The organism is Candidatus Binatia bacterium (assembly GCA_036493895.1).
GTDB lineage: Bacteria > Desulfobacterota > Binatia > UBA1149 > CAITLU01 > DATNBU01.
Genome location: DASXOZ010000013.1, coordinates 20,366 through 41,570, shown reverse-complemented (window position 1 = coordinate 41,570; position 21,205 = coordinate 20,366). Strand labels below are relative to the sequence as shown.

Annotated in this window: 20 protein-coding genes; 9 read left to right on the top strand and 11 right to left on the bottom strand. The window is 66.9% G+C overall.

Translation table 11 applies throughout. From position 1 onward, the window contains the following. From VGK20_02175 to VGK20_02155, 5 genes are all read right to left on the bottom strand, one after another. Nucleotides 1-744, bottom strand: a complete 744-nt coding sequence (locus VGK20_02175; protein ID HEY2772839.1) for a succinate dehydrogenase/fumarate reductase iron-sulfur subunit — start codon at nt 742-744, stop codon at nt 1-3. Next, nucleotides 741-2,558 (bottom strand): fumarate reductase/succinate dehydrogenase flavoprotein subunit, encoded by a 1,818-nt coding sequence (locus tag VGK20_02170; GenBank protein ID HEY2772838.1) that lies wholly within the window; start codon nt 2,556-2,558, stop codon nt 741-743. The genes VGK20_02175 and VGK20_02170 overlap by 4 nt, the downstream gene beginning before the upstream one ends. Beyond that, complete coding sequence (locus VGK20_02165; GenBank protein ID HEY2772837.1) at nt 2,558-3,358, bottom strand: succinate dehydrogenase; 801 nt, start codon at nt 3,356-3,358, stop codon at nt 2,558-2,560. Before VGK20_02165 ends, VGK20_02170 begins: the two co-directional genes overlap by 1 nt. Nucleotides 3,359-3,437: 79 nt before the next feature. Next, on the bottom strand, nt 3,438-4,280 hold the full coding sequence (locus VGK20_02160; GenBank protein HEY2772836.1) for a hypothetical protein: 843 nt from the start codon (nt 4,278-4,280) through the stop codon (nt 3,438-3,440). 99 nt (nt 4,281-4,379) lie between these two features. Further along, nucleotides 4,380-5,420 carry an AraC family transcriptional regulator gene (locus VGK20_02155; protein ID HEY2772835.1) on the bottom strand — a complete coding sequence of 347 codons (1,041 nt, stop codon included), beginning with the start codon at nt 5,418-5,420 and terminating at the stop codon, nt 4,380-4,382. Between the two features lie 162 nt (nt 5,421-5,582). Here VGK20_02155 and VGK20_02150 point away from each other — a divergent pair, with 162 nt between their 5' ends. Further along, nucleotides 5,583-6,362 carry an SDR family oxidoreductase gene (locus VGK20_02150; protein HEY2772834.1) on the top strand — a complete coding sequence of 260 codons (780 nt, stop codon included), beginning with the start codon at nt 5,583-5,585 and terminating at the stop codon, nt 6,360-6,362. A 50-nt stretch (nt 6,363-6,412) separates the two neighbouring features. Continuing rightward, entirely contained in the window at nt 6,413-8,155 is a 1,743-nt protein-coding gene (locus VGK20_02145; GenBank protein ID HEY2772833.1) for an FAD-dependent monooxygenase, read from the top strand. Nucleotides 8,156-8,190: 35 nt separating this feature from the next. Here the strand turns inward: VGK20_02145 and VGK20_02140 are convergent, their stop codons facing one another. Together VGK20_02140 and VGK20_02135 are read right to left on the bottom strand one after the other, a co-directional pair. Then, the gene (locus tag VGK20_02140; GenBank protein ID HEY2772832.1) at nt 8,191-9,831 is read right to left on the bottom strand and encodes an AAA family ATPase; all 1,641 of its coding nucleotides are present in this window, start codon (nt 9,829-9,831) and stop codon (nt 8,191-8,193) included. A 9-nt stretch (nt 9,832-9,840) separates the two neighbouring features. Continuing rightward, nucleotides 9,841-9,993, bottom strand: coding sequence for a hypothetical protein (locus VGK20_02135; GenBank protein ID HEY2772831.1), 153 nt, complete (start codon nt 9,991-9,993; stop codon nt 9,841-9,843). Nucleotides 9,994-10,019: 26 nt separating this feature from the next. On the opposite strand from VGK20_02135, the gene VGK20_02130 reads away from it, so the two are divergent. Further along, nucleotides 10,020-12,152 carry a DUF4215 domain-containing protein gene (locus VGK20_02130; protein ID HEY2772830.1) on the top strand — a complete coding sequence of 711 codons (2,133 nt, stop codon included), beginning with the start codon at nt 10,020-10,022 and terminating at the stop codon, nt 12,150-12,152. A 56-nt stretch (nt 12,153-12,208) separates the two neighbouring features. Here the strand turns inward: VGK20_02130 and clpB are convergent, their stop codons facing one another. Next, complete coding sequence (gene clpB, locus VGK20_02125) at nt 12,209-14,812, bottom strand: ATP-dependent chaperone ClpB (GenBank protein ID HEY2772829.1); 2,604 nt, start codon at nt 14,810-14,812, stop codon at nt 12,209-12,211. A 364-nt stretch (nt 14,813-15,176) separates the two neighbouring features. Here clpB and VGK20_02120 point away from each other — a divergent pair, with 364 nt between their 5' ends. Next, complete coding sequence (locus VGK20_02120; protein HEY2772828.1) at nt 15,177-15,488, top strand: zf-TFIIB domain-containing protein; 312 nt, start codon at nt 15,177-15,179, stop codon at nt 15,486-15,488. A 3-nt stretch (nt 15,489-15,491) separates the two neighbouring features. Further along, entirely contained in the window at nt 15,492-16,121 is a 630-nt protein-coding gene (locus tag VGK20_02115; protein HEY2772827.1) for a riboflavin synthase, read from the top strand. A 3-nt stretch (nt 16,122-16,124) separates the two neighbouring features. Here VGK20_02115 and VGK20_02110 read toward each other — a convergent pair whose 3' ends face one another. Both VGK20_02110 and VGK20_02105 read right to left on the bottom strand, forming a co-directional pair. After that, nucleotides 16,125-16,433, bottom strand: a complete 309-nt coding sequence (locus tag VGK20_02110) for an antibiotic biosynthesis monooxygenase (protein HEY2772826.1) — start codon at nt 16,431-16,433, stop codon at nt 16,125-16,127. Between the two features lie 18 nt (nt 16,434-16,451). Beyond that, nucleotides 16,452-17,270, bottom strand: coding sequence for an isocitrate lyase/phosphoenolpyruvate mutase family protein (locus tag VGK20_02105; GenBank protein ID HEY2772825.1), 819 nt, complete (start codon nt 17,268-17,270; stop codon nt 16,452-16,454). Between the two features lie 86 nt (nt 17,271-17,356). Between VGK20_02105 and VGK20_02100 the strand changes: the two genes are divergently transcribed. Continuing rightward, nucleotides 17,357-17,929, top strand: coding sequence for a GNAT family N-acetyltransferase (locus VGK20_02100; protein HEY2772824.1), 573 nt, complete (start codon nt 17,357-17,359; stop codon nt 17,927-17,929). Between the two features lie 94 nt (nt 17,930-18,023). Here the strand turns inward: VGK20_02100 and VGK20_02095 are convergent, their stop codons facing one another. Continuing rightward, the gene (locus tag VGK20_02095; protein ID HEY2772823.1) at nt 18,024-18,683 is read right to left on the bottom strand and encodes a peroxiredoxin; all 660 of its coding nucleotides are present in this window, start codon (nt 18,681-18,683) and stop codon (nt 18,024-18,026) included. 200 nt (nt 18,684-18,883) lie between these two features. On the opposite strand from VGK20_02095, the gene VGK20_02090 reads away from it, so the two are divergent. From VGK20_02090 to VGK20_02080, 3 genes are all read left to right on the top strand, one after another. Next, nucleotides 18,884-19,900 (top strand): hypothetical protein, encoded by a 1,017-nt coding sequence (locus tag VGK20_02090; protein HEY2772822.1) that lies wholly within the window; start codon nt 18,884-18,886, stop codon nt 19,898-19,900. Between the two features lie 116 nt (nt 19,901-20,016). After that, the gene (locus VGK20_02085) at nt 20,017-20,442 is read left to right on the top strand and encodes a low affinity iron permease family protein (protein HEY2772821.1); all 426 of its coding nucleotides are present in this window, start codon (nt 20,017-20,019) and stop codon (nt 20,440-20,442) included. Nucleotides 20,443-20,451: 9 nt separating this feature from the next. Next, a complete protein-coding gene (locus VGK20_02080; protein ID HEY2772820.1) occupies nt 20,452-21,150 on the top strand; it encodes a pirin family protein in 699 nt (232 codons plus the stop codon). The last annotated feature ends 55 nt before the right edge of the window (nt 21,151-21,205 follow it).

Sequence of the window (21,205 nt, the reverse complement as noted above, 5' to 3'; positions counted from 1 at the left end):
TCAGCCTCCTTTCAAGCGGCGCACCAGCATCCGGATCGGATCGTAGTAGCGATCGACGACCCTTTCCTTGAGCGGGATGATCGCATTGTCGGTGATCTTGATGTTCTCCGGGCACACCGTCGTGCAACACTTGGTGATGTTGCAGTAGCCGACGCCGTAGGCCTCCCGCAGCTCGGGAACGCGGTCGAGCGTGTCGAGGGGGTGCATTTCCAGGGCCGCGACGTGCACGAGGAAGCGCGGCCCGATGAACTCCTCGTGCTTGGCGTGGTCGCGCAGCACGTGGCAGACGTCCTGGCACAGGAAGCACTCGATGCACTTGCGGAATTCCTGCACGCGGTCGATGTCGGCCTGCTGCATGCGCCAGGTGCCATCGGCGGCGTCGGGAAGCCGCGGCGTGAACGGGCGGATTCTCTTCTTGACGCGGTAGTTCCACGACACGTCGGTGACGAGATCGCGCACGTGCGGGAAAGTGCGCAGCGGCTCGACCGTCACGGGCTTGTTCGTGTCGAGGTCGCTCAGCCTCGTCATGCACATCAACCGCGGCCGCCCGTTGATCTCGGCCGAACAGGAGCCGCATTTCCCGGCCTTGCAGTTCCACCGGCACGCCAGATCGTTGGCCTGGTCGGCCTGCACCGCGTGGACCGCATCGAGCACGACCATGCCTTCGGAGATCTCGGTCGTGTAGTCCTCGAGCTGTCCCTGGCCGCCTTGGCCGCGCCAGATGCGGAACGTCGCCGTGCTCATGACTTCTGCTCCTCGATGATGGCGGCAAGCTCGGCCGGCAGCGGCGGGATCGTGACGCGGGACAGTTTCATTTCGCCGCCCGCGCCTTTTCGCACGACGAGGTTGTACTTGGCCGCTTCCGCGTCCTTGTCCGGATAGTCGTCGCGGAAATGTCCACCGCGGCTTTCCTTGCGTTCCAGGGCCGAGAGCGTGATCGCCTCGGAGATCGCCAGCAGGTTGCCGAGGTCCATCGCGGTGTGCCAGCCGGGATTGTACTCGCGGTTGCCGCCGACGCCCGCTTTTGCGGCGCGCTCGCGCAGTCCTTCGAACCCGTCGAGAGCCTTTCGCATCTCGTCTTCACGGCGGACGATCCCGACGAGGTCCTGCATCATCGACTGCAGGTCGTGCTGCACGTGGTACGGGCCTTCGCCGCCCGGCCCGAGCTCGAACGGTGCCAGCGCCTTTCGCGCAATGGCGTCCAGCTCGCCTCGATCGACGCGCGCTTCGCCTTTGGACGCCGCGAACGCCGCGGCGTGCTCTCCGGCCCGTTTTCCGAACACGAGAAGGTCGGACAGCGAATTACCGCCGAGGCGGTTCGCGCCGTGCAGGCCTGCCGCACATTCGCCGGCAGCGAAGAGGCCGGGAACGTTCGTCATCTGCGTATCGCCGTCGACGCGGATGCCGCCCATCATGTAGTGCGTCGTCGGGCCCACCTCCATCGCTTCCTTGGTGATGTCGATGTCGGCCAGCTCCTTGAACTGGTGGTACATGCTCGGCAGTTTCTTCTTGATCACTTCGCTCGCGTTCGGAAGCTTCTCCTTGATCCACGCGATGTCGAGGAAGACTCCGCCATGCGGGGAGCCGCGGCCTGCACGCACTTCGCGCATGATGCAGCGGGCGACGTGGTCGCGCGTCAGCAGCTCGGGAGGGCGCCGCGCGTTCTTGTCGCCCTGGGTGTAGCTCCAGCCTTCCTCGGGAGTGTCGGCCGTCTGGTTGCGGTAATTCTCGGGAATGTCGTCGAACATGAAGCGGCGGCCCTCGCTGTTGCGAAGCACGCCGCCTTCGCCGCGCACGCCCTCGGTGACGAGGATGCCGCGCACGCTCGGAGGCCAGATCATGCCGGTCGGATGGAACTGCACGAACTCCATGTCCTGCAGGTCGGCGCCGGCATCGTAGGCCAGCGCCTGGCCGTCGGCCGTGTATTCCCAGCTGTTGCTGGTGATGCTGTAGGCGCGACCGACGCCGCCGGTAGCCAGCACCAGCGCTTTGGTGCGGAACAGGCGGAAGCGCCCGCGCTCGCGATCGTAGGCGAAGGCACCGGAGAGCCGCTCCCCGTCCTTCAGCAGCGCCACGATCGTCACCTCCATGTGCACATCGATCGCGAGATGGATCGCCTTGTCCTGCAGCGTGCGGATCATCTCGAGCCCGGTGCGGTCGCCGACGTGCGCGAGGCGCGGATAGCGGTGCCCGCCGAAGTTGCGCTGAAGGATGCGACCGTCGGAAGTTCGGTCGAAGACCGCGCCGTAGGCTTCGAGCTCGCGCACGCGGTCGGGCGCTTCCCTGGCGTGAAGCTCCGCCATGCGCCAGTTGTTGAGGTACTGGCCTCCGCGCATCGTGTCCGCGAAATGCACCCGCCAGCTGTCGCGGTCGTCGACGTGCGCCAGCGCTGCGGCAACGCCCCCTTCGGCCATCACCGTGTGGGCCTTGCCGAGCAGGCTCTTGCAGACCAGGCCGACGCGGGCCCCGGCCTCGCTCGCGCCGATGGCCGCACGCAGTCCGGCGCCGCCGGCGCCGATCACGAGCACGTCGTGTTCGAACTCTTCGATGTCGGCCATCAGAGGATCCGCCAATCCGACCAGATGCCCATCGAGCAGAGGCGGACATAAAGGTCGCAGAACGCGACCATCACCAGCGATGCCCACGCCCAGCGGTTATGCGCGCGATTGAGGCAGCTCGAGCAATCGTACGCGAGCTTGCGGACGGGGCGGCGCGAAAGCTGGTCGAACAAGCCGCCGGCGGCGTGGCGCATCGCATGGCAGCCGAGCGTGTAGCCGCTCAGCAGGATCGTGTTCGCGGTCAGCAGCAGCGTTCCGACGCCGATGCCGAAGTGGGTATGGCCGGACGCGTCCGGGAACCACAGCGCCGACCACGCGTCGGAGGCAAGTACGAACAGGAACGGCACCGCGAGGTAGAGGAAGAAGCGGTGCAGGTTCTGCAGGATCAGCGGGAACGAGTTTTCTCCGCGATAGCTCGAGCGCGGCTCGCCGACGGCGCAGCTGATCGGATCGGCCCAGAACGCCTTGTAGTAGGCGCCGCGGTAGTAGTAGCACGTGAAACGGAAACCGCCGGGCATCCACAGGATGAGGATCGCAGGCGAGAACGGGACCGCGCCCGGCCACCACGAAGGCTTGGGCCCGAACCATGCGTGGGGAGAGTCGCCGAACAATTCGGGCGAATAGAACGGCGACAGGTACGGGCCATAAAAATAATGGTTTCCCTGCATCGCGGCCCACGTCGAGTAGGCGGCGAAAGCGCCCAGAAAAAGGAAAACCGCCCCCGGCTGCACCCACCAGGTGTCCGTCCGCATCGTCTCGCCGAAACGACGCGGAGCCAGGGGAATCGACGGGTGCGCCATGTCCAAATGCCTCCTCGGAAGTGAACCCCCTTTTAGTCGGGACGCCGAGCCTTGTGCAAGGCGGCCGGTTGCGCGACGTTCAGAACATGCCGTCGCAGTCGGCGTAGCCGGACGTCACCGCACAGTCGTCGCTCTGGCCGAGGGCCGAATCGAGCGAGCGACACGCCAGACACCTGGTCAGGCTTTCCAGGCACGTCGTGAGCTCGGCCGCATTGGTCGCGGTGCCGCCGCAGATGTTGGCGAGCACGCCGGGCGACTTTCCATCGTCGATGCCGCAGGCCGCGATGCGTGGCGTGAACGATGCCAGCGCGCGACCGAAGTGCGATGTCGCCGCCGTCGAGAACGGACACGAGTACGGCTTGGTGAGCCCTGCCGAACAGGTGTCGGCGTCGTAGAATGCGCGGCGCGCGGTGCCGGCGACGAGCAGCGCGATGCGGTGAGTGCAGTGGCGCTCGTCCTTGTCGGTCGGCGCCGGCCTTGGAATGCCGAGCACGCTTCGAAGCGCGGCATCGTGGCCGCGCACCTGGCAGACGAAGCACTGCGCGAGGTCGTCCAGCGTCGCGATCGACGGAACTGCCGTGTCGCAGTCTCCCCATTCGTTTGCGCACGATGCGGGACCGAAGTCGGCGATGGTCGCGCCGCTTGCCAGCGCCGCCTGGCATGCCGACGCCGGGCCGGCGATCTGGTGGATCAGCTCATTGTCGTCGAAGCCGGTGTGGAGATCGTCGAAGGGGCAGGATCCGTCGTATTTTCCGGCGAGCAGGCACTGGGCGAGCTCGCCGACATGACCGGAAGAAGAGGCCTCGAGGCCGGCAAACAGCTCGTGGCGACACTTGTCGACGGCGGCTGCATCGACGGCAAGGGCGCGGCCGGGTACGGACGGGAATGCGAACAATACCGCGATGAACAGAAGCTTTTTCATTCGATCCCCCGAGGTGGCCGTCCAGCGTCGGTCGTCACGCCAAGCTAGCATCGCGGTACGACGCCCGGCAACGCAGTTCCTCTCGGGCACGGCTGGCTTTCAGTCCCGGCCCTCCGAACGAGCCGGTCGCCGCGTTCCGGCAAATTCGCTCGGCGGCTTTCCGGTCCAGCGCCGGAACGCGCGCGAGAACGCACTGGTGTCGGCAAAGCCGAGCACGAACGCGATCTCGGTGACTGGCAATCGTCCTTCCTCGAGATAACTTTTTGCCAGCGCAAGGCGTATCTCCGCGACGACATCGCTGAACGACGTGCTTTCGCCGGCCAGAAGGCGCTGCAGCGTGCGCGGGCTCATCGCCAGGCGCTTGGCAACCTGCTGCCGCGTCGGCGCTCCGCTCGGCAGGCTTTCGAGCACCGCCGCGCGAGTGCGGGCGAGAAGAGCGCCGTGGTCGAGCCTTGCAAGATAGCGCACGACCACCTCGTCGTTCTGGCGCGCCAGCTCGGCATTGGCCGAAGGCACGCGGCGATCGAGATCCGCCGTCGCGTACTCGACGAACGAAGAAGCCTGCGCGAACATGACCGGAGCGCGCAGGGCACGCTCCCAGGCCGATGAATCCTGCGGCTCGGGTCTCTCGAGCGAAATCGAAAGGGGTCTCAGGTCGTAGGCGCCGTGGGGCTGCCTGGCCTGGCGCACGAGCACGCAGACGAAGGCGTCGACGGCTTCGAACGGCACTACGCGAGGCGCCGACACGTCGATGATGAAACGCGAGCGCTCACCGTGGTCCTCGAGGCGCAGCTGCATGATGTCGCCGAGCACGCGACGGTAGCGGATGATCCTTTCGACGGCTTCGCGAAGCGTCGTGCTCGCGAGCACCGCGTAGCCGAGAGCGTGAAACGTCGTTTGCATGGTGTGGCGCGCGGCTGCCAGAGCGAAGGCCGGATCGCCGGTCTTTTCGACGGCCAGCAGCCACAGCCGCGACAGGGCATCTCGCGGGACGCGCGCGTCGGGATCGTCGAGCATTGCGCACGGGATGCCAGCCTCGGCGGCAACGGCGCGGCCGTCCACGCCCTCGGCGTCGAGGGCGCGGACGATCGTCGCGCTCCAGCTCGCGATCGTCGTAGCTCCCTGCCCTCGCGTCACCATTTCTTTTCCCGTGCGGGCGCCTCTTTGGCTCGCGCGGCCAACAGCCAGGCTCGCGCGGCCAAGCCGGCCGCCGCGCCGCTGCGCATACTACGACCCATGGATACCACCAACCCGTGGGGACCACCGTCGCCGCCGGGCCCGGATTCCTGAGGAGGGGAGCGAATGGATCTTGGAATCGAAGGGCGAAGCGCGATCGTCTGCGCGTCGAGCAAGGGGCTGGGCAAAGCTTGCGCGCTGGCACTGGCGCGTGAAGGCGCCCGCGTCACGATCAACTCGCGCAGCGCGGCGAATCTCGAATCGGCTGCACAGGAAATTTTCGATGGGACGGGAAAGCGCGTGCAGGCGGTCGTCGGCGACATCGCACTCGAAAGCACCCGCATCGCGCTGCTGGAGGCCTGCCCCACTCCCGACATCGTCGTCACGAACAATGCCGGCCCGATGCCCGGACGTTTCCAGGACTGGGATCGCGACGCGTGGATTGCTGCGCTGGACTCGAGCATGCTCGCGCCGGCGCTGCTGATTCGCGCAGTCATCGACGGCATGGTCGAGCGGCAATTCGGGCGCATCGTCAACATCCTGTCGGCGATGGTCAAATCCCCGCTGGCGCCGATGGGACTGTCGGCCGGCCCGCGAACGGGACTGATGTCGATGTGCAAGGGGCTGTCGCGAGAGGTCGCGCGCTTCAACGTCACGATCAACAACCTGCTTCCCGAGCGCATCGACACCGAGCGCCAGCAATTCATGGCGGGCCTCGCCGCGGCAATGAAAGGGCAGAGCGTCGAGGAGGCCTACGAAGACATTCGCGCGACGATCGCCGCCGGCCGCCTGGGTACCCCGTCGGAGTTCGGCGACGCGTGCGCCTACCTTTGTTCGGCGCAGGCCGGTTTCGTTTCGGGCCAGAACCTGCAACTGGACGGCGGCAGCTATCCCGGGATCCTATGAGCGCAAGCGAAGCGCAAATGGGAGCGCAAGCGAAGCCGAAAAGAGACAGCGTGAGCGAATCCGAGAAGACCAGTACGACCGAGTTCGACGCGACGAGCGTGGGCGAGATGGAAAAGACCGGCCCGATGGAAACCGTCGATACGGACGTCCTCGTCGTCGGTGCCGGCCCGACGGGACTGACTGCCGGAATTTTGCTCGCGCGCGCGGGATTTCGCGCGGTCATCGTCGAGCGACGCCCCGGGCCGCAACGCGCACCGGCCGCCCACGTGATCAACGCGAGGACTTTCGAGATCTGGCGCCAGGCCGGCGTCGACATGGATGCAGTGTTCGCGCTTGCCAAAGATCCCCGCGACGCCGGAATGGTGCACTGGGTGACCCGGCTCGGCGGCGAAATCCTCGGGTCACTGCCTTTCGAACGCCAGCGCGACGAAGTGCTCGACTTCACTCCGACGCCGCTGCGCAACCTCTCGCAGCACAAGCTCGAGCCGCTGCTCGCGCGTGAGCTGGTGCGCGCCGGCGGGGCGGCTCCGCGCTTTTCGATGCGGTGGGTTTCGTCGCAGCAGCAAAACGACGGCGTGGTGTCCACCATCCGAAGCGTCGACGAAGACGGCGGGCTGCGCGTGCGCAGCCGCTACCTGATTGCGGCCGACGGAGCCGGCAGCCCCGTGCGAAAGTCGCTCGACATCGCGTGCGTCGGCCCCGATCGGATCCAGGCTTTCGTCATGATCCATTTCGCGGCCAACCTGCGCCCCATCGTCGGCGAACATCCGGGCGTCCTTTACTGGATCAGCGATCCCGCCTGTCGGGGCACCTTTGTCGCGCACGACATCGACCACGAGTGGGTATTCATGCACGCGTGGGATCCCGACAGCGAGAGCATCGATGACTACGACGACGCGCGCTGCGAAGCGCTGGTACGCAGCGCGATGGAGCCGGGCATCGAGCTTCCGATTCGAGTGCTGGCGCACGCACCGTGGATGATGACGTCGCAGGTCGCCGAACGTTATCGCGACCGCCGCATCTTCCTTGCCGGTGATTCCGCGCACCGGTTTCCGCCGACCGGCGGCCTCGGCCTGAACACCGGCGTGCAGGACGTCCACAATCTGGTCTGGAAGCTCGCAGCCTGCCGGCGCGGCGCACCACCTGCACTGCTCGACACGTACGAGAGCGAGCGCAAGAGCGTCGCGCAGTACAATGCCGAGCAGAGCCTGGCCAATGCGATGCGCCTCTTCGAGGTGCCGCTGGCGATGGGTACGGCGGCGGCTCCCGACGAAGCAGCAGCGAATTTTTGCGACATGCTCGCGACGCCGTCACGTCGCGCCGAAGTTGCCACTGCAATCGCGAACCAGGCCGAGCACTTCGACATGCTCGGCCTCCAGCTCGGCTACCGCTACGAAAACGGTGCAATCGTTGCGGACGGCAGCGAGCCACTGCGTGTCGCCAATCCGGTGCGCGAACTTGCCCCATCGTCGCAGCCGGGCTCGCGGCTTCCCCACGGATGGATCGTCCGCGACGGACGGCGTGTCTCGACGCTGGATCTCGCTTCGTACGAACACGCGACGCTGCTGGTGCGAACTGGCTCGCGGTGGGTCGACCTCGCAAGGGGGCTCGACGTGGAAGTCGTTCCATTCGATGACGAGAAATGGTGGCGCAAATTCGCAGCCGGTGACGATGGAGCGCTGCTGGTCAGGCCGGACCAGCACGTGTTGGCTCGCTGGCCGTCGATCTTCGACGGTGCGGCCGCCGAGCTGGCGCGCGCGGTTGCGCTTATCGCCGGACACGCGCGGCGCTGAGCGAGTCCGGACTCGGCGGCGCCCGCGAGCCGCGGTCAGCCGCCGGCGCGGCGGCCGAGCCCGAGTCGGGCCAGTGCTTCGTCGACCTGCCGCTCCCATCGATCCCCGCCGCTGTCGATGCGGGCAATGCGATCGCCTGGCCACTCGTCCGGCGCTTCGAATTCGGCGCGGATCGTGTCGATGAGACCCGGCCCGGCCTCCGACGCGTCGTTGCCGGCGCGCTCCCGGGACGCGAGCCGCTCGCGCACCTCGTCGCCGGGAGCGACGACTTCGACGAGCGCGGGAGCCACGCCACGCTCGCGCGCCCACGTCGCGACAGCCTGGCGCCATTGCCTTCTCGAGAACGTGGCATCGAGAATCACCGTGCGTCCGGAGTCGATCACCCATCCCGCCGCTTCGAGCATGCGCTCGTAGATCGCGTTGCGGCTTGCGTCATCGTAACGAGCCGCGACGTGACTCGCCGACGCTGCGGCCGCATGCCGGCGCAGCCAGTCCGACGAGATCACGACTGCGCCGGTGCGATCGGCCAGCGCTTCGGCCACCGTCGTCTTGCCGGTGCCGATGGTCCCGCACGTGACGATGACGTTGCCCGCAGGCTTGTCGCGAAGGAACTCGAGCCCGAGTTGCAGATGCGCTCCGACGCTCGATTTCGCGTGGTCCCTCTGCGCCGAGGGAAGCGATTCGTCGACGGCGACCAGCGCTGCGACCTTGGCGCGCACCAGGGAACGATAGCTCTGGAAGTAGTCGACGACGGTGAAAAGATGCCAGTCGTCGCCGTCTCGCGCGTAGCGTCGCAGCAGGCGCGCCGCAAGATCGCCGCGACCTCGATACCGGAGATCCATCGCGAGAAACGCGATGTCGGAAGCACTGTCGATGCAGCGGAAATCCTCGCGAAACTCCAGGCAGTCGATCATCAGCGCGGGTCCGTCGTCGGTCTCGAACCACACGTGCTCGCTGTGCAGGTCGCCGTGCCCGTCGACGATGCGCCCCTCGTCGAAGCGGCGCTCGAAATCGGCGCGGTGCCTCTCGAGGAAACGTGCGCCGAGAACGCGCGCCTCCTCGACCGCATCGCGGGGAGCCAGCCACGACGGAACTTCGGCCAGCGCCGCGATGTTGGCGCGAGCCGGCGCCGTGCTGCGCGCGACCCAGCGCTCGTCGCCTTCGGGAGCGGGAGGGCGGATGCGCCAGGCGCGGTGGAATGCGGCCAGCGTGTCGGCGATGCGATCGATGTGCGCCGCGTGCACCACGCCTGCCTCGACCAGGCTCTTGAGGTCACGACCGGTCGCAAGGCGACGCATCACCACGCAGTGCTCGACGACATCGGCCTGCTCGCACGGCGTTTCGAGCGCGTCGCCAATTCGGACTTTCAGTTCGCCCGCCTGGAAGTGAATCGGCGCGATGCCGAGGTACACGTCCGGCGCGAGGCGTCGATTGAGAGCGACCTCGCGCAGGCAGTCGGCCAGGCGTTCGCGCGGAGACGAAAAATCGACGAACGAAAGAGTCACCGGCCTTCGCAGCTTGTAGACGCGGCCGGGGGTGAGGAAAACGTTCGAAATGTGCGTGTCGACCCTCTCGACGGCGGCTGTATTTCCGCTGACAGAGGCGCCGGACCCCTCGGACGGGTAGGCCGCCGGAAGGACCAGCATCGAAAGCCACGGCTCCCGAAGGTCGCTCACGCCTTCGGTCTAGCGACGACGCTGGGCCGGTTCGAACGCGGCACTGCGGCGCAGTGCACGGACGGCCGGCTCGATGATCGTGTATTGGGCGACGGATGCCGCTGCACGCCGCACGTCGCCGGCCTGGCGTGCTTTTTGCGGGATTTCGTCTTTCGCGTGCATCCATTCGAGCCTAATCTCGGCCGCTCGTGTTCCGGTCCGCCCTGCTTCTCGTGCGCCGCACTGTCCTTGTGTTCGCCGCGCTCTCGATGGTCTCGTGCAGCAAAGCCGCTGCGCTGGACGATGCCGGCCGCTGTTTCCGCGACAAGATGCACGCCAGCCGTGCGGTCGTCTCGGCAGTGTTCTCGTGCCGTCTGCGCACCTTTGCCGGCCAGGCCCTCGCCGACCGCTGCGTCGCGCATGCCGGTCGCAAGGCCGCTCGCCTGATGGCAGCTGCCGAAGCACGCGCTTCCGCCTCCGGCTTCGTCTGTCCGGCCAGTGCCGATGCCCTTGCCCTTGCCGGTCCGGTTCCGTGGCCGATTCGCTTCGTCGGCGACATGACCCCGAACCAGACCGGTCGTTGCGTCGATCTCCAGGTCAGCGCGGCACGTCGGTTCGCGTCTGTGTACGGAGCCTGCGTCGAGAACACCGGCCTCGGCGACGCGGACGCCGTTGCCGCAGCCGTGCACGACTGCGAGCAGAAGTCCCGTGCAGATTTCGTTGCTGCATGGCAGGCCGCGACGGCGTCGGTGGACTGCGCCCTCGCCGACGCGGAAACGGCAGCGTCGCGCATCGAACACGAGATCGACGAGTCGGCCCATCGCCTCCAGGCTCGTTGCGGCGACGGTCACGTCGCCGGCTTCGAGCAGTGCGACGACGGCAATACCGCCGACGGCGACGGCTGCAGCTCCGACTGCCGGAGGGAAACCTGCGCGCGAAGCGGCGACGATGTCCGCTGCGTAGCGTGTCCCGCCGACTCGATCCTCAACGACACCATGGACGGCTGCCGCTGTCCCGATGGATTCTCGGGAGACCCCGGCTCCTGCCAGGACATCGATGAGTGCGCCAGCGGCGACGCGAGCTGCCCCGACGGCCGTCCCTGCGTCAATCTCGAAGGAAGCTGGGCCTGCGCGATCCCGTGCACGGCCGACGCATTCCACGAAGCGCTCGCGAGCTGCGGCGCGCCCACCGGCGCCATCGTGTTCGACTGCAGTGACACCGTGATCCAGATTCCGGCTGCTTCCGCGCCGGCGCTTCGCGAAGTGCGCTGCAACAACCTGAGGATCGACGGCGCCGGAAGGAACATCACGTTCGAGCTGGATCCGCTCTGCTGGCAGACCCCGCTTTCTGCGGAGCAATGCCCCGAAGGTCTCGAGCCGGACGCTACCTGCCGCTGTCCCGACGTCGATTCGGGCGCGGAGTTCCTGCAGCTTCGCGGCGACTTCAACGTCGTGCGCGACCTGACGGTTCGCGGCTTCTTCGAAGGCATTCCGGTGCGCGGACGGGACAACGTCGTCGAGAACGTCCATTTCGACCGCATGTGCGACGATGCGTTCGGCAGCGTCATAAGCGGCGTCGGCAACGTGTTCCGCCATCTCGACGTCGCCCACGGCTGCGACAAGTGTTCCGAAAACGGAGGGGTGCTGGCGGCTACCGATCCCGACCCGCGCGTCGTCGACCATTTCCAGGCGATTTTCTCCGACATCGACTTCTCGGCTTGCCGCACGCCGGTGCGGGTGACGACGGAGGGCCGCTTTCGCATCGAGAACGCCCGCATGCACACCGAGGAAGCGGACTTTCCGTGCGACGGGCCGCGTTTTTCCGCGTCCGGGCCCGACGGCCGAGTCATCGTCGAGATGCGCGGCACGGAAGTCGACAACTGCCGTCGCGGCCTGCGGCTGGGGCACGGAGTCGAGGCACTGCTGGCGGGCGATCGCTTTCGCGGCTGCGACCTTCGCGGTGTGTACCTGACGGGCGCAGCGCGGGCGTCGATCCGCGATACGACGATCGAAGACAACGGCGGCCAGAAGTCGAGCGAAGAAGGCTACGGTGGTGTTGCCGTGCTCGTCGGATCCGAGGCGGATCTCGGCGGAGGACAGCTCGAGATCGACGACCGCACGGTCACGAGCAGCGGTGGAAACGTGCTTTGCGGCAATCGCGGCCCGGCCGGCCTTGATCGCGAGCTCGAAACCGATTCAGAAAGCGCGATCCCCGCAGGCGGCAACTGGTGGTGCACGACGAGCCCGTCCCGGCAGTCGATCTTCGGTACGGCATTGATCGATCCGGTGCTCGACCGCGCGCCGCTGCGAGACGCCGGAACTCCTGCCACGACGCCGCCGTGACGGCGCTACGCTGGCGCTGCAGATTGCGTAGCAACCGTCACAGGCCCGCTGTCACTTCACGCCGCCTTGGCGACACCCGGGGCGAAGCGGAGTGCCTTCGCACCGTCGGGGTGGTCGACGAGGAGCTCCATGCCATCGCGCACCTCGCCGGCGACGATGCGCCGGGCCAGCTCGTTTTCCAGCTCGCGCTGGATCGTGCGCTTGAGCGGCCTGGCCCCGTAAGCCGGATCGTACCCGGCCAGCGCCAGATGATTGCGCGCCGAATCGGTGAGCTGGAGCCGGATGTTGCGCGCCTCCAGGCGGGCGACCAGCCGCGCGAGCTGCAGGTCGACGATCTTTCGCAGCTCCTCGCGAGTCAGCCCGTGGAACACGACGATCTCGTCGAGGCGGTTGAGGAACTCGGGGCGGAACTCGCGCGACAGCAGCGAGAGCACCTCGGTCTTCATCCGCTCGTAGACGTCGGGATCGTCGCCGCCGCGGTAGGCGAGGATCTCGGCGCTGCCGATATTCGACGTCATCAGGATCACGGTGTTCGTGAACACCACGGTGCGACCCTGCCCGTCGGTCAGGCGCCCGTCGTCGAGCACCTGCAGCAGCGTGTTGAACACTTCGCGATGGGCTTTTTCGATCTCGTCGAGCAGCACGACGGTATAGGGCCTGCGTCGCACCGCCTCGGTGAGCTGCCCGCCCTCTTCGTAGCCGACATATCCAGGCGGGGCGCCGATCAGCCGCGACACCGAGTGCTTCTCCATGTACTCGGACATGTCGATGCGCACCATCGCGTGCTCGTCGTCGAACAGCTCGGCCGCTAGGGCCTTGGCCAGCTCCGTCTTGCCGACACCGGTCGGCCCGAGGAACAGAAAGGACCCGAGAGGACGATCCGGATCCGAAAGCCCCGAACGTGCGCGCACGACGGCGTCCGCAACCGCCTGCACGGCTTCGTGCTGGCCGATCACGCGCTCGTGGAGGCGGTCGGCCAGGTGGACCAACCTTTCGGCCTCGCCTTCCATCAGCTTGGAAACCGGGATGCGCGTCCACCGCGAAACCACTTCGGCGATGTCGTCCTCGCTGACTTCCTCGCGCACGAGATGGCGCGAATCGTCGGAGAGCCCCGCTTCGGCGGCCGCGAGCTTCTTTTCCAGCTCGACGAGCGTGCCGTACTTGAGCTCGGCGGCCTTGTTGAGGTCGTAGGCCCTCTCGGCCTGCTGCATCTGGTTTCGCACTTCTTCGATCTGGCTCTTCAGGTCGCGCAGCTTCTGGCTGGCGCCGCGCTCGACTTCCCAGCGCGCCTTGAGCTCGTCGTGCTCGGAGCGCAGCTCGGCCAGCTCCTTCTCGAGCTTTTCGAGGCGCTGCCGCGACGCTGCATCGGTTTCGCGCTTGAGAGCTTCGCGCTCGATCTCTAGCTGCATCACTCGGCGCGAAACTTCGTCCAGGGCCACCGGCATCGAATCCATCTCGGTGCGAAGCCGCGCAGCGGCCTCGTCGACCAGGTCGATGGCCTTGTCGGGCAGGAACCGGTCGGCGATGTACCGGTCCGAAAGAATCGCGGCCGTCACCAGCGCGGCGTCCTTGATGCGCACGCCGTGATGGATCTCGTAGCGCTCCTTGAGCCCGCGAAGGATCGAAATCGTGTCGGCCACCGACGGCGGCGCAACGCGCACCGGCTGGAAGCGTCGCTCCAGCGCCGCGTCCTTCTCGACGTACTTGCGATACTCCGTCAGTGTGGTCGCGCCGATGCAGTGCAGCTCGCCGCGCGCGAGCATGGGTTTGAGCAGGTTGCCGGCGTCCATCGCGCCTTCGGCCGCGCCTGCGCCGACGACGGTGTGCAATTCGTCGATGAAGAGGATGATGCGGCCTTCGGATTCCTGCACCGCCTTGAGCACGGCTTTCAGTCGTTCCTCGAACTCGCCGCGGAACTTGGCGCCGGCGATCAGCGCGCCCATGTCGAGCGCGATCACCTTGCGATCCTTCAGGCTTTCGGGAACGTCACCGGCGACGATGCGGCGGGCCAAGCCCTCGACGATCGCCGTCTTGCCGACGCCGGGCTCGCCGATCAGCACCGGGTTGTTCTTCGTGCGCCGGGAGAGCACCTCGATGACGCGACGGATCTCGTCGTCGCGCCCGATCACGGGGTCGAGCTTGCCCGACGACGCGGCTTCGGTGAGGTCGCGGCCGTACTTGGTGAGCGAATCCATCGTGGCCTCGGGGTTGCCCGACTGCACGGTGGCTCCCTGCCTCAGCTCGCGGATGATCTTCTCGACGTCGGGGGCCTTGATGCCGGCCTCGGCCAGGATCTTGCCGGCTTCTCCCTTGTCGGCCACGAGCGCCAGCAGGAGGTGCTCGACGCTGACGTAGGTGTCGCCGAAGCTCTCCATCGCGCGACCGGCTTCGCGGAGGACTTTTGCGAAGCGGGTGCCGGCATGCAGCTCGGTGCCGCCGGGAGCAGTCGCCAGGCGCGACAGTGCCGCCTCGGTGCGAGCCTTCAGCGCCGACGGCTCGCGGCCGAGGCGGCGCACGATCGTGGGGACAAGCCCGTCGGCCTGCGCAAGCAGGGCCGCGAGCAGGTGCTCGGGCTCGATCGTCGTGTTGTTGCGGTCGAGTGCCAGGCCCTGGGCCTCGGAAATCGCGGCCTGGGTCTTGTCCGTGAAATTCTTCTCCATGGGTTGGGGGTCTCCTTTTTTCCGTCTGCCGAGGTCGCTTCGCGACCTCGCAACCTGCCGAGGTGGCTTCGCGACCTTGCAATTTGCCGAGGTCGCTTCGCGACCTCGCAACCTGCCGAGGCGGCTTCGCGACTTTGCAACCTGCCGCGATCGCTTCGCGATCACGCAACAGTCGCGGGGGCCGCTTCGCGACCGCGCACCCGGCGCGCCGGCCTCGCGCCGGAACGAAATTAAGCACGACGGCGGCTCCGGCAAGGCCGTCGCGCCCGCCTCGGGCGAGCGGGCTGGCCCTCTCTTCTCGAAACGCTAGAATACTGCGCCCTTGCGGGGCGACGGCCTCCCACGACAAAAAGGAAAAGGACCGATGGAAGAAAAAGACCGGCTCGGCGACAAGCTGCACGACAAGGAAAAAGCCGCCGAAGACCTCTTTATCGCCCAGCGCGAGGAGCAGATCCGAAGGATCAAGCAGCAGGCTGCCGCCCAGGCTGCTGCCGGCACCGGCGCCTGCCCGCGCGACGGCAGCCGCCTGGTCGCCACGACGGACCAGGGTGTCCGCATGGAAATCTGCCCGACCTGCCACGGGGTCTGGTTCGACCGCCGCGATCTCGAGGCCTTCCACAAGGCGGAGGGTGAGGCGGGTGTGACCCGCTGGATCCGCTCCCTGCTCGGTCGCTGAGCGTTGTTCACCGGGATCGTCGAGGATGTCGGCTGCATCGCCAGGCTCGAAAGCCTGGCCGAGGGCCAACGCCTTTGGGTCGAGACCGCGCTCGGGCCGTGGAAGCTCGGCGAGAGCATCTCGATCTCCGGAGCATGCATGACCGTCGTTTCCAGCGCGGGCGGCGCCTTCGCAGTCGACGTCTCGGCCGAATCGCTGCGCCGCACGACGCTAGGCAGCCTGGCGGCCGGCGATCGCGTCAACCTCGAGCGTGCGATGCAGCTCGGCGACCGCCTCGGCGGCCATTTCGTCTCCGGCCACGTCGACGGCACCGCGACCGTCGATGCGATTCGCGGCGAGGGCGAGTCTTCGATTTTCACGTTTCGCATCGATGCATCGCTGATGCCGATGCTGATCGAGAAAGGCTCGGTCGCGATCGACGGCATCAGCCTGACGTGCTTTCACCTTGGCGATGAGCGCTTCGACGTCGCGGTGATCCCGCACACGCAAAACGTGACGACGCTCGGCGAGCGAAAGCCCGGGGCACGCGTCAATATCGAAGTAGACCTTCTCGGAAAGTACGTCGCGCGCCTGGTCGAGACCTCGCTCGCCTCGCGCGTGGCCGAAAGCGCGCCCGCGCGCACCGGCAAATAGCGATCAGCCCTCTGCGCAGGCTCCGGCGACTGCATCGTAGTGCAGGACCGTCGGGAAAGGATCGTAGAAGTGGTGGAGCAGAGTTCTCCACTGCCGGTAGCCGGGTGAACCCCGAAAACCGACCTCATGTGCCTCGAGGCTCGTCCAGCGCACCAGCAGGATGTAGTCGTCCGGACGCTCGACGCAGCGCCTCAGCTCGTGGGAAACATAGCCCGGCATCGACGCGATGATCGCCTGCGCCTGGCGAAACGCGACTTCGAACTGGTCCTGCAGGCCCGGTTTCACGCAAAGCGGTGCAACTTCGAGAATCATCGATGCTCCTTGCAGCGTTCAGTCGAACAGCAGGCTGAGATCGCGATAGCTCGTCGCGCCCTGCGCGAAATCGAAGGTCCCGCGCTCACGCATCTCGCCGGCGGCAGAGAGCAGTGTCGTCAGCGCCGCCCGCGCCAGCGCGCTGCCGATGCTGATGCGACGCACACCGATGGCCGAAAGTGCGGCGACATCGAGGCCGGGCTCGAGGCTTCCGGCGAGCACGTTGACGGGACGATCGACGGATCGCACGACGGTTTCGATCTCGGCTCGCGTCCGCAGCCCCGGCGCGTACAGCACGTCCGCGCCGGCTTCCTGATACGACTGGAGCCTGGCGATCGTGTCGGCGAGATCGTGCCGGCCGTGAAGGAAATTCTCGGCACGGGCGGTCAATACGAGCGCGAAGCCTGCGGAACGGGCGGCCTCGGCTGCCGCGCGAACGCGCTCGACCGCGAGAGCTTTGGCATGGATCGGATCGCCTTCCCGACCGGTCGCGTCCTCGATCGATGCGCCGGCCACGCCCGTGCCCGCGACGAGCCGGATCGCTTCGGCGACCGCATCGGGATCGTCCCCGAAACCGTTTTCCATATCCGCGCTGACCGGCAGCGCAGTGGCGGCTGCGATGCAGCGGGCATGCGCCAGCATGTCGTCGCGGGTCGTCGTCCCGTCGCGGCGCCCGGCCGAGAACGCAAAGCCGGCGCTGGTCGTCGCGAGGGCCTCAAAGCCGAGCTTCGCAAGAAGGTGGGCGGAGCCGGCGTCCCACGGGTTCGGCATCACGAACGCGCAGGCGCGGTGGTGGAGAGCGCGGAATGAATCCGCCTTCTGTGCCGGTGTTGCCATCGCGCGCGCAGGCTTCCACGGCCGCCGCAAACGGTCCAGCGCGGCGCGTGGGGACAGCGGGGCTTGAACCGGCTAGTTTGGCGCGCGTGACATCCGTCGCGAAAGATCCCGGCTACCGCATCGCGGTGGCACGGCCTCGAGATGTCGCAAGGCTGCCGGCCATCGAGCTCGCTGCGGCCACGTTGCTGCGCGGGTACGAGCCCGACGCGGTGCTGATGACCACGTCCAGCCTCGACGATTTTGCCGAAGCCCAGGCCGCCGGCACGTTGTGGGTCGCGCGGGACGCTGACGAGCCGGTGGGATTCGCGCTGGTGTTCGTCATCGAGCCCGGCCGTGCTCACCTGGACGAGCTCGACGTGCATCCGGACCACGGCCGCCGCGGCCTCGGGCGCCGTCTCGTCACCACCGTTTGCGAGTGGGCGACGCGCTCGGGCCTTCGCGAAGTCACGCTGACGACGAACCGCGACGTAGCGTGGAACCGGCCTTTTTACGAAAGCACGGGGTTCACGGTTCTTGCGGAAGAGGAATGGTCGCCCGGCGTCACGGCGGTTTTCCGCGAAGAGATCGAGCACGGTCTCGACCCCGACAAACGTGTCGTGATGCGATATATCTGCAATTGTCCGCCGGACGGCCACGCCGAACGGAAAGGAAACTGCTGATGCCGGGCGCCCTGCCGGCCCTCTTCGAACGCGCGGCGGAGCCGGCGTTTCGAGCGGCCGGCCTGGCGCCCACCGATATCGTAAAGGCGCTGGATCAGCGCGGCTGCGGCACGATGCGCAGGTACGGTTTCGGTGCTTTCCAGCCTTGCGGGTACTGCTTCTTCGCGTCGTCGTCGGAGACGGAACCCGCGATGATCACGTCTTCGCCGTGCTTCCAGTTCACCGGCGTGGCGACCTTGTGTTTGGACGTGAGCTGCAGCGAGTCGAGCACGCGCAGCACTTCGTCGAAGTTGCGTCCCGTCGTCATCGGGTAGACCAGGATCAATTTGATCTTCTTGTCGGGTCCGATGACGAATACGTTGCGTACCGTCATGTTGTCGGCAGCGGTGCGACCCTGGGATCCGCCCGCCGTTTCGGCGGGAAGCATGCCCCACGCCTTGGCGACCTTGAGATCGGGATCGCCGATCATCGGGTAATTCGGCGCGTAGCCCTGGGTTTCGCGGATGTCCTCGGACCATTTCGCGTGCGAGTCCACAGGGTCGATGCTGAGACCGATGATCTTGGTCTTGCGCCTGGCGAACTCGGGCTCGAGCTTGGCCATGTAGCCGAGCTCGGTCGTGCAGACCGGCGTGAAATCCTTGGGATGCGAGAACAGCACGGCCCACGAGTCGCCGATCCAATCATGGAAACGGATGCGTCCCTCGGTCGTGTCGGCCTCGAAATCCGGCGCAGTGTCGCCGATGCGAAGAGTCATGGTCTACCTCCTGTGGATTCTGGAACGGCGGGAATCTTGGTCTTGCGGTGTGGCGAACGCAACATTGCGGTCGGCCGCGATTTGCCGCCGCGTCTTCAATTGTCCGGGCCGCCGTGGTAGCGCGGCATGAATCGCGCATCCCCCGATAGCGGGAGCCGACACGGGACGCGCGGCGCTTTGCGCCCGCCGAAGCAGGCACCATGATTTCCGTACGCGACGCCGAAGAGCAGCGAAGCTGGTGGAACCGCTGCCGGTTTCGCAGCGGCGAGACGGGCGGCCACTACGAAAGCTGGTTCCTCAGGGCAAACCATCCGGACAGGCCGCTCGCATTCTGGATTCGCTACACGATCTTCTGTCCCCGCGGCCGTCCGGACGACGCCGTCGGCGAATTGTGGGCGATCTTCTTCGACAAAGAGCGCGCTCGCACGACGGCAGTCAAGGAAGTGGTGCCGCTGGCCGCCTGTTCTTTTTCCACGGAGGGACTCGACGTGCGCATCGCGGGCGCGACGCTCGACACGCGCCGGGCCGACGGCTCCGCGGCCTCGCATGGTCACCAGGTACGCTGGAGTCTCGACCACGGCGACGCGATGGCGCCGCTGCTTCTGCTGCCGCGCGAAGCATACGAGCGAGGCCTGCCGCGCGCGAAGGCGCTGGTCGGCTCGCCGAACGCGCGACTGGACGGCAGCCTCGTCGTCGACGGCGAAGTCATCGACGTCGATGGTTGGAGAGGAAGCCAGAACCACAACTGGGGAAGCCGCCACACCGATTCGTACGCGTGGGGACAGGTGGCGGGCTTCGACGACGCGCCCGACGTGTTTCTCGAATGCGCTACCGCGCAGGTCCGCGTCGGGCCGGTGTGGACGCCGAGGCTGTCGTTCGTCGTGGTGCGCGCCGGCGGTCTGGAGATTGCGCGCCGCCGTTTTGTGACGGCATTGCGCGCGCGAGGCGAGTGGTCGTTCTTCGAATGGAAGCTTCGTTCGAGCGGACCATCCGGCAGCATCGACGTCGCCATCCGTGCCCCGCGGGAGGCTTTTGCCGGGCTGGCGTATGCGAATCCTCCCGGTGGCACCAAGACCTGCCTCAACACCAAGCTGGCCGCCTGTACGCTTTCGGTGGAGCAGCCGGGCCAGCCGCGCCGCACCTGGGTCACTGCAAACCGGGCCGCGTTCGAGATTCTTACCGATCGCACCGATCACGGCGTCGCGATCCTCGTCTGAATGGCGCCACACTGGTCGTCTCGCGAGGTTCCTCGTGCCCCCTCGCAGAGGGAGGCCCGTGGTCGCTGTCGGCGTTTGAGGTGCGGCCGCGGACGACAGTGCGAGGAGACTCTTCGATGCAAGACAAGGCGTCCTGGTATTCGCGCCTAACCAAGGAGGCGTCGTATTTCAGCGGCCGCCCCGGCGTCTTCGTGCTCGCGGTGACGGTCGTTGCCGCGTGGGCGGCCAGCGGCCCGCTGTTCGGGTTCAGCGACACCTGGCAGCTCGTGATCAACACATCGACGACGATCGTGACTTTCCTCATGGTCTTCCTGATCCAGAGCAGCCAGAACCGCGACACGGCCGCGATCCAGATCAAGCTGGACGAGCTGATCCGTGCGACCCGCGGCGCCGGAAACGAGCTCCTCGACCTCGAGCAAGGTGAGGAGACCAAGCTCACCAAGCTGCGCTCGCGCTACGAAAAGCTGGCGCGCGCGGCGCGCAACGAAGTGGAAACTGCCGCGGTGGATGCCGAGGTGGACACGGAAACAACGGAGCCGTAAACGACGCCCATGATCCGCATCCGCAAGTCGGCCGACCGCGGCCATGCCGACCACGGCTGGCTGCGCAGCCATCACACGTTCTCGTTCGCGGACTACTACGATCCGGCGCAGATGGGGTTTCGCGCCCTTCGCGTGATCAACGAGGATTTCGTCGAGCCCGGCCGCGGTTTCGCGACCCACTCTCACCGCGACATGGAAATTGTCACGTGGGTGCTCGAGGGCGCCCTCGAGCACCGCGACAGCATGGGCAACGGCTCGGTGATCAGCCCCGGCGACATCCAGCTGATGCGCGCAGGCACCGGCGTCACCCACAGCGAATACAACCATTCGAAAGCCGAGCGGGTGCACCTGATGCAGATCTGGATCGTTCCCGACCGCGCCGGGCTCACGCCTGCCTACGCGCAGACGAATTTCCCTGCCGACGAGCGGCGCGGACGCCTGCACCTCGTCGTGTCGCCGGACGCGCAGGACGGGTCGATCCGCATTCACCAGGATGCACGCATCTTCGTCGGCAGCCTTGCGCCCGCAGCAGCAATCACGCACCGGCTCGAGCCGGGACGCCACGCGTGGCTCCAGGTCACGGCCGGCTCGGTGAACGCAGGCAAGACGACGCTTTCCGTCGGCGACGGCGCTGCCGTCAGCGACGAGTCCGTCCTGGAGCTACAAACGGGCGACGGCGCGGAGCTCCTCCTTTTCGATCTCGCATGAACCGATCCCGAATGGAGCGATTTCGCATGAACCAATCCCGAATGATCAAGGGCAA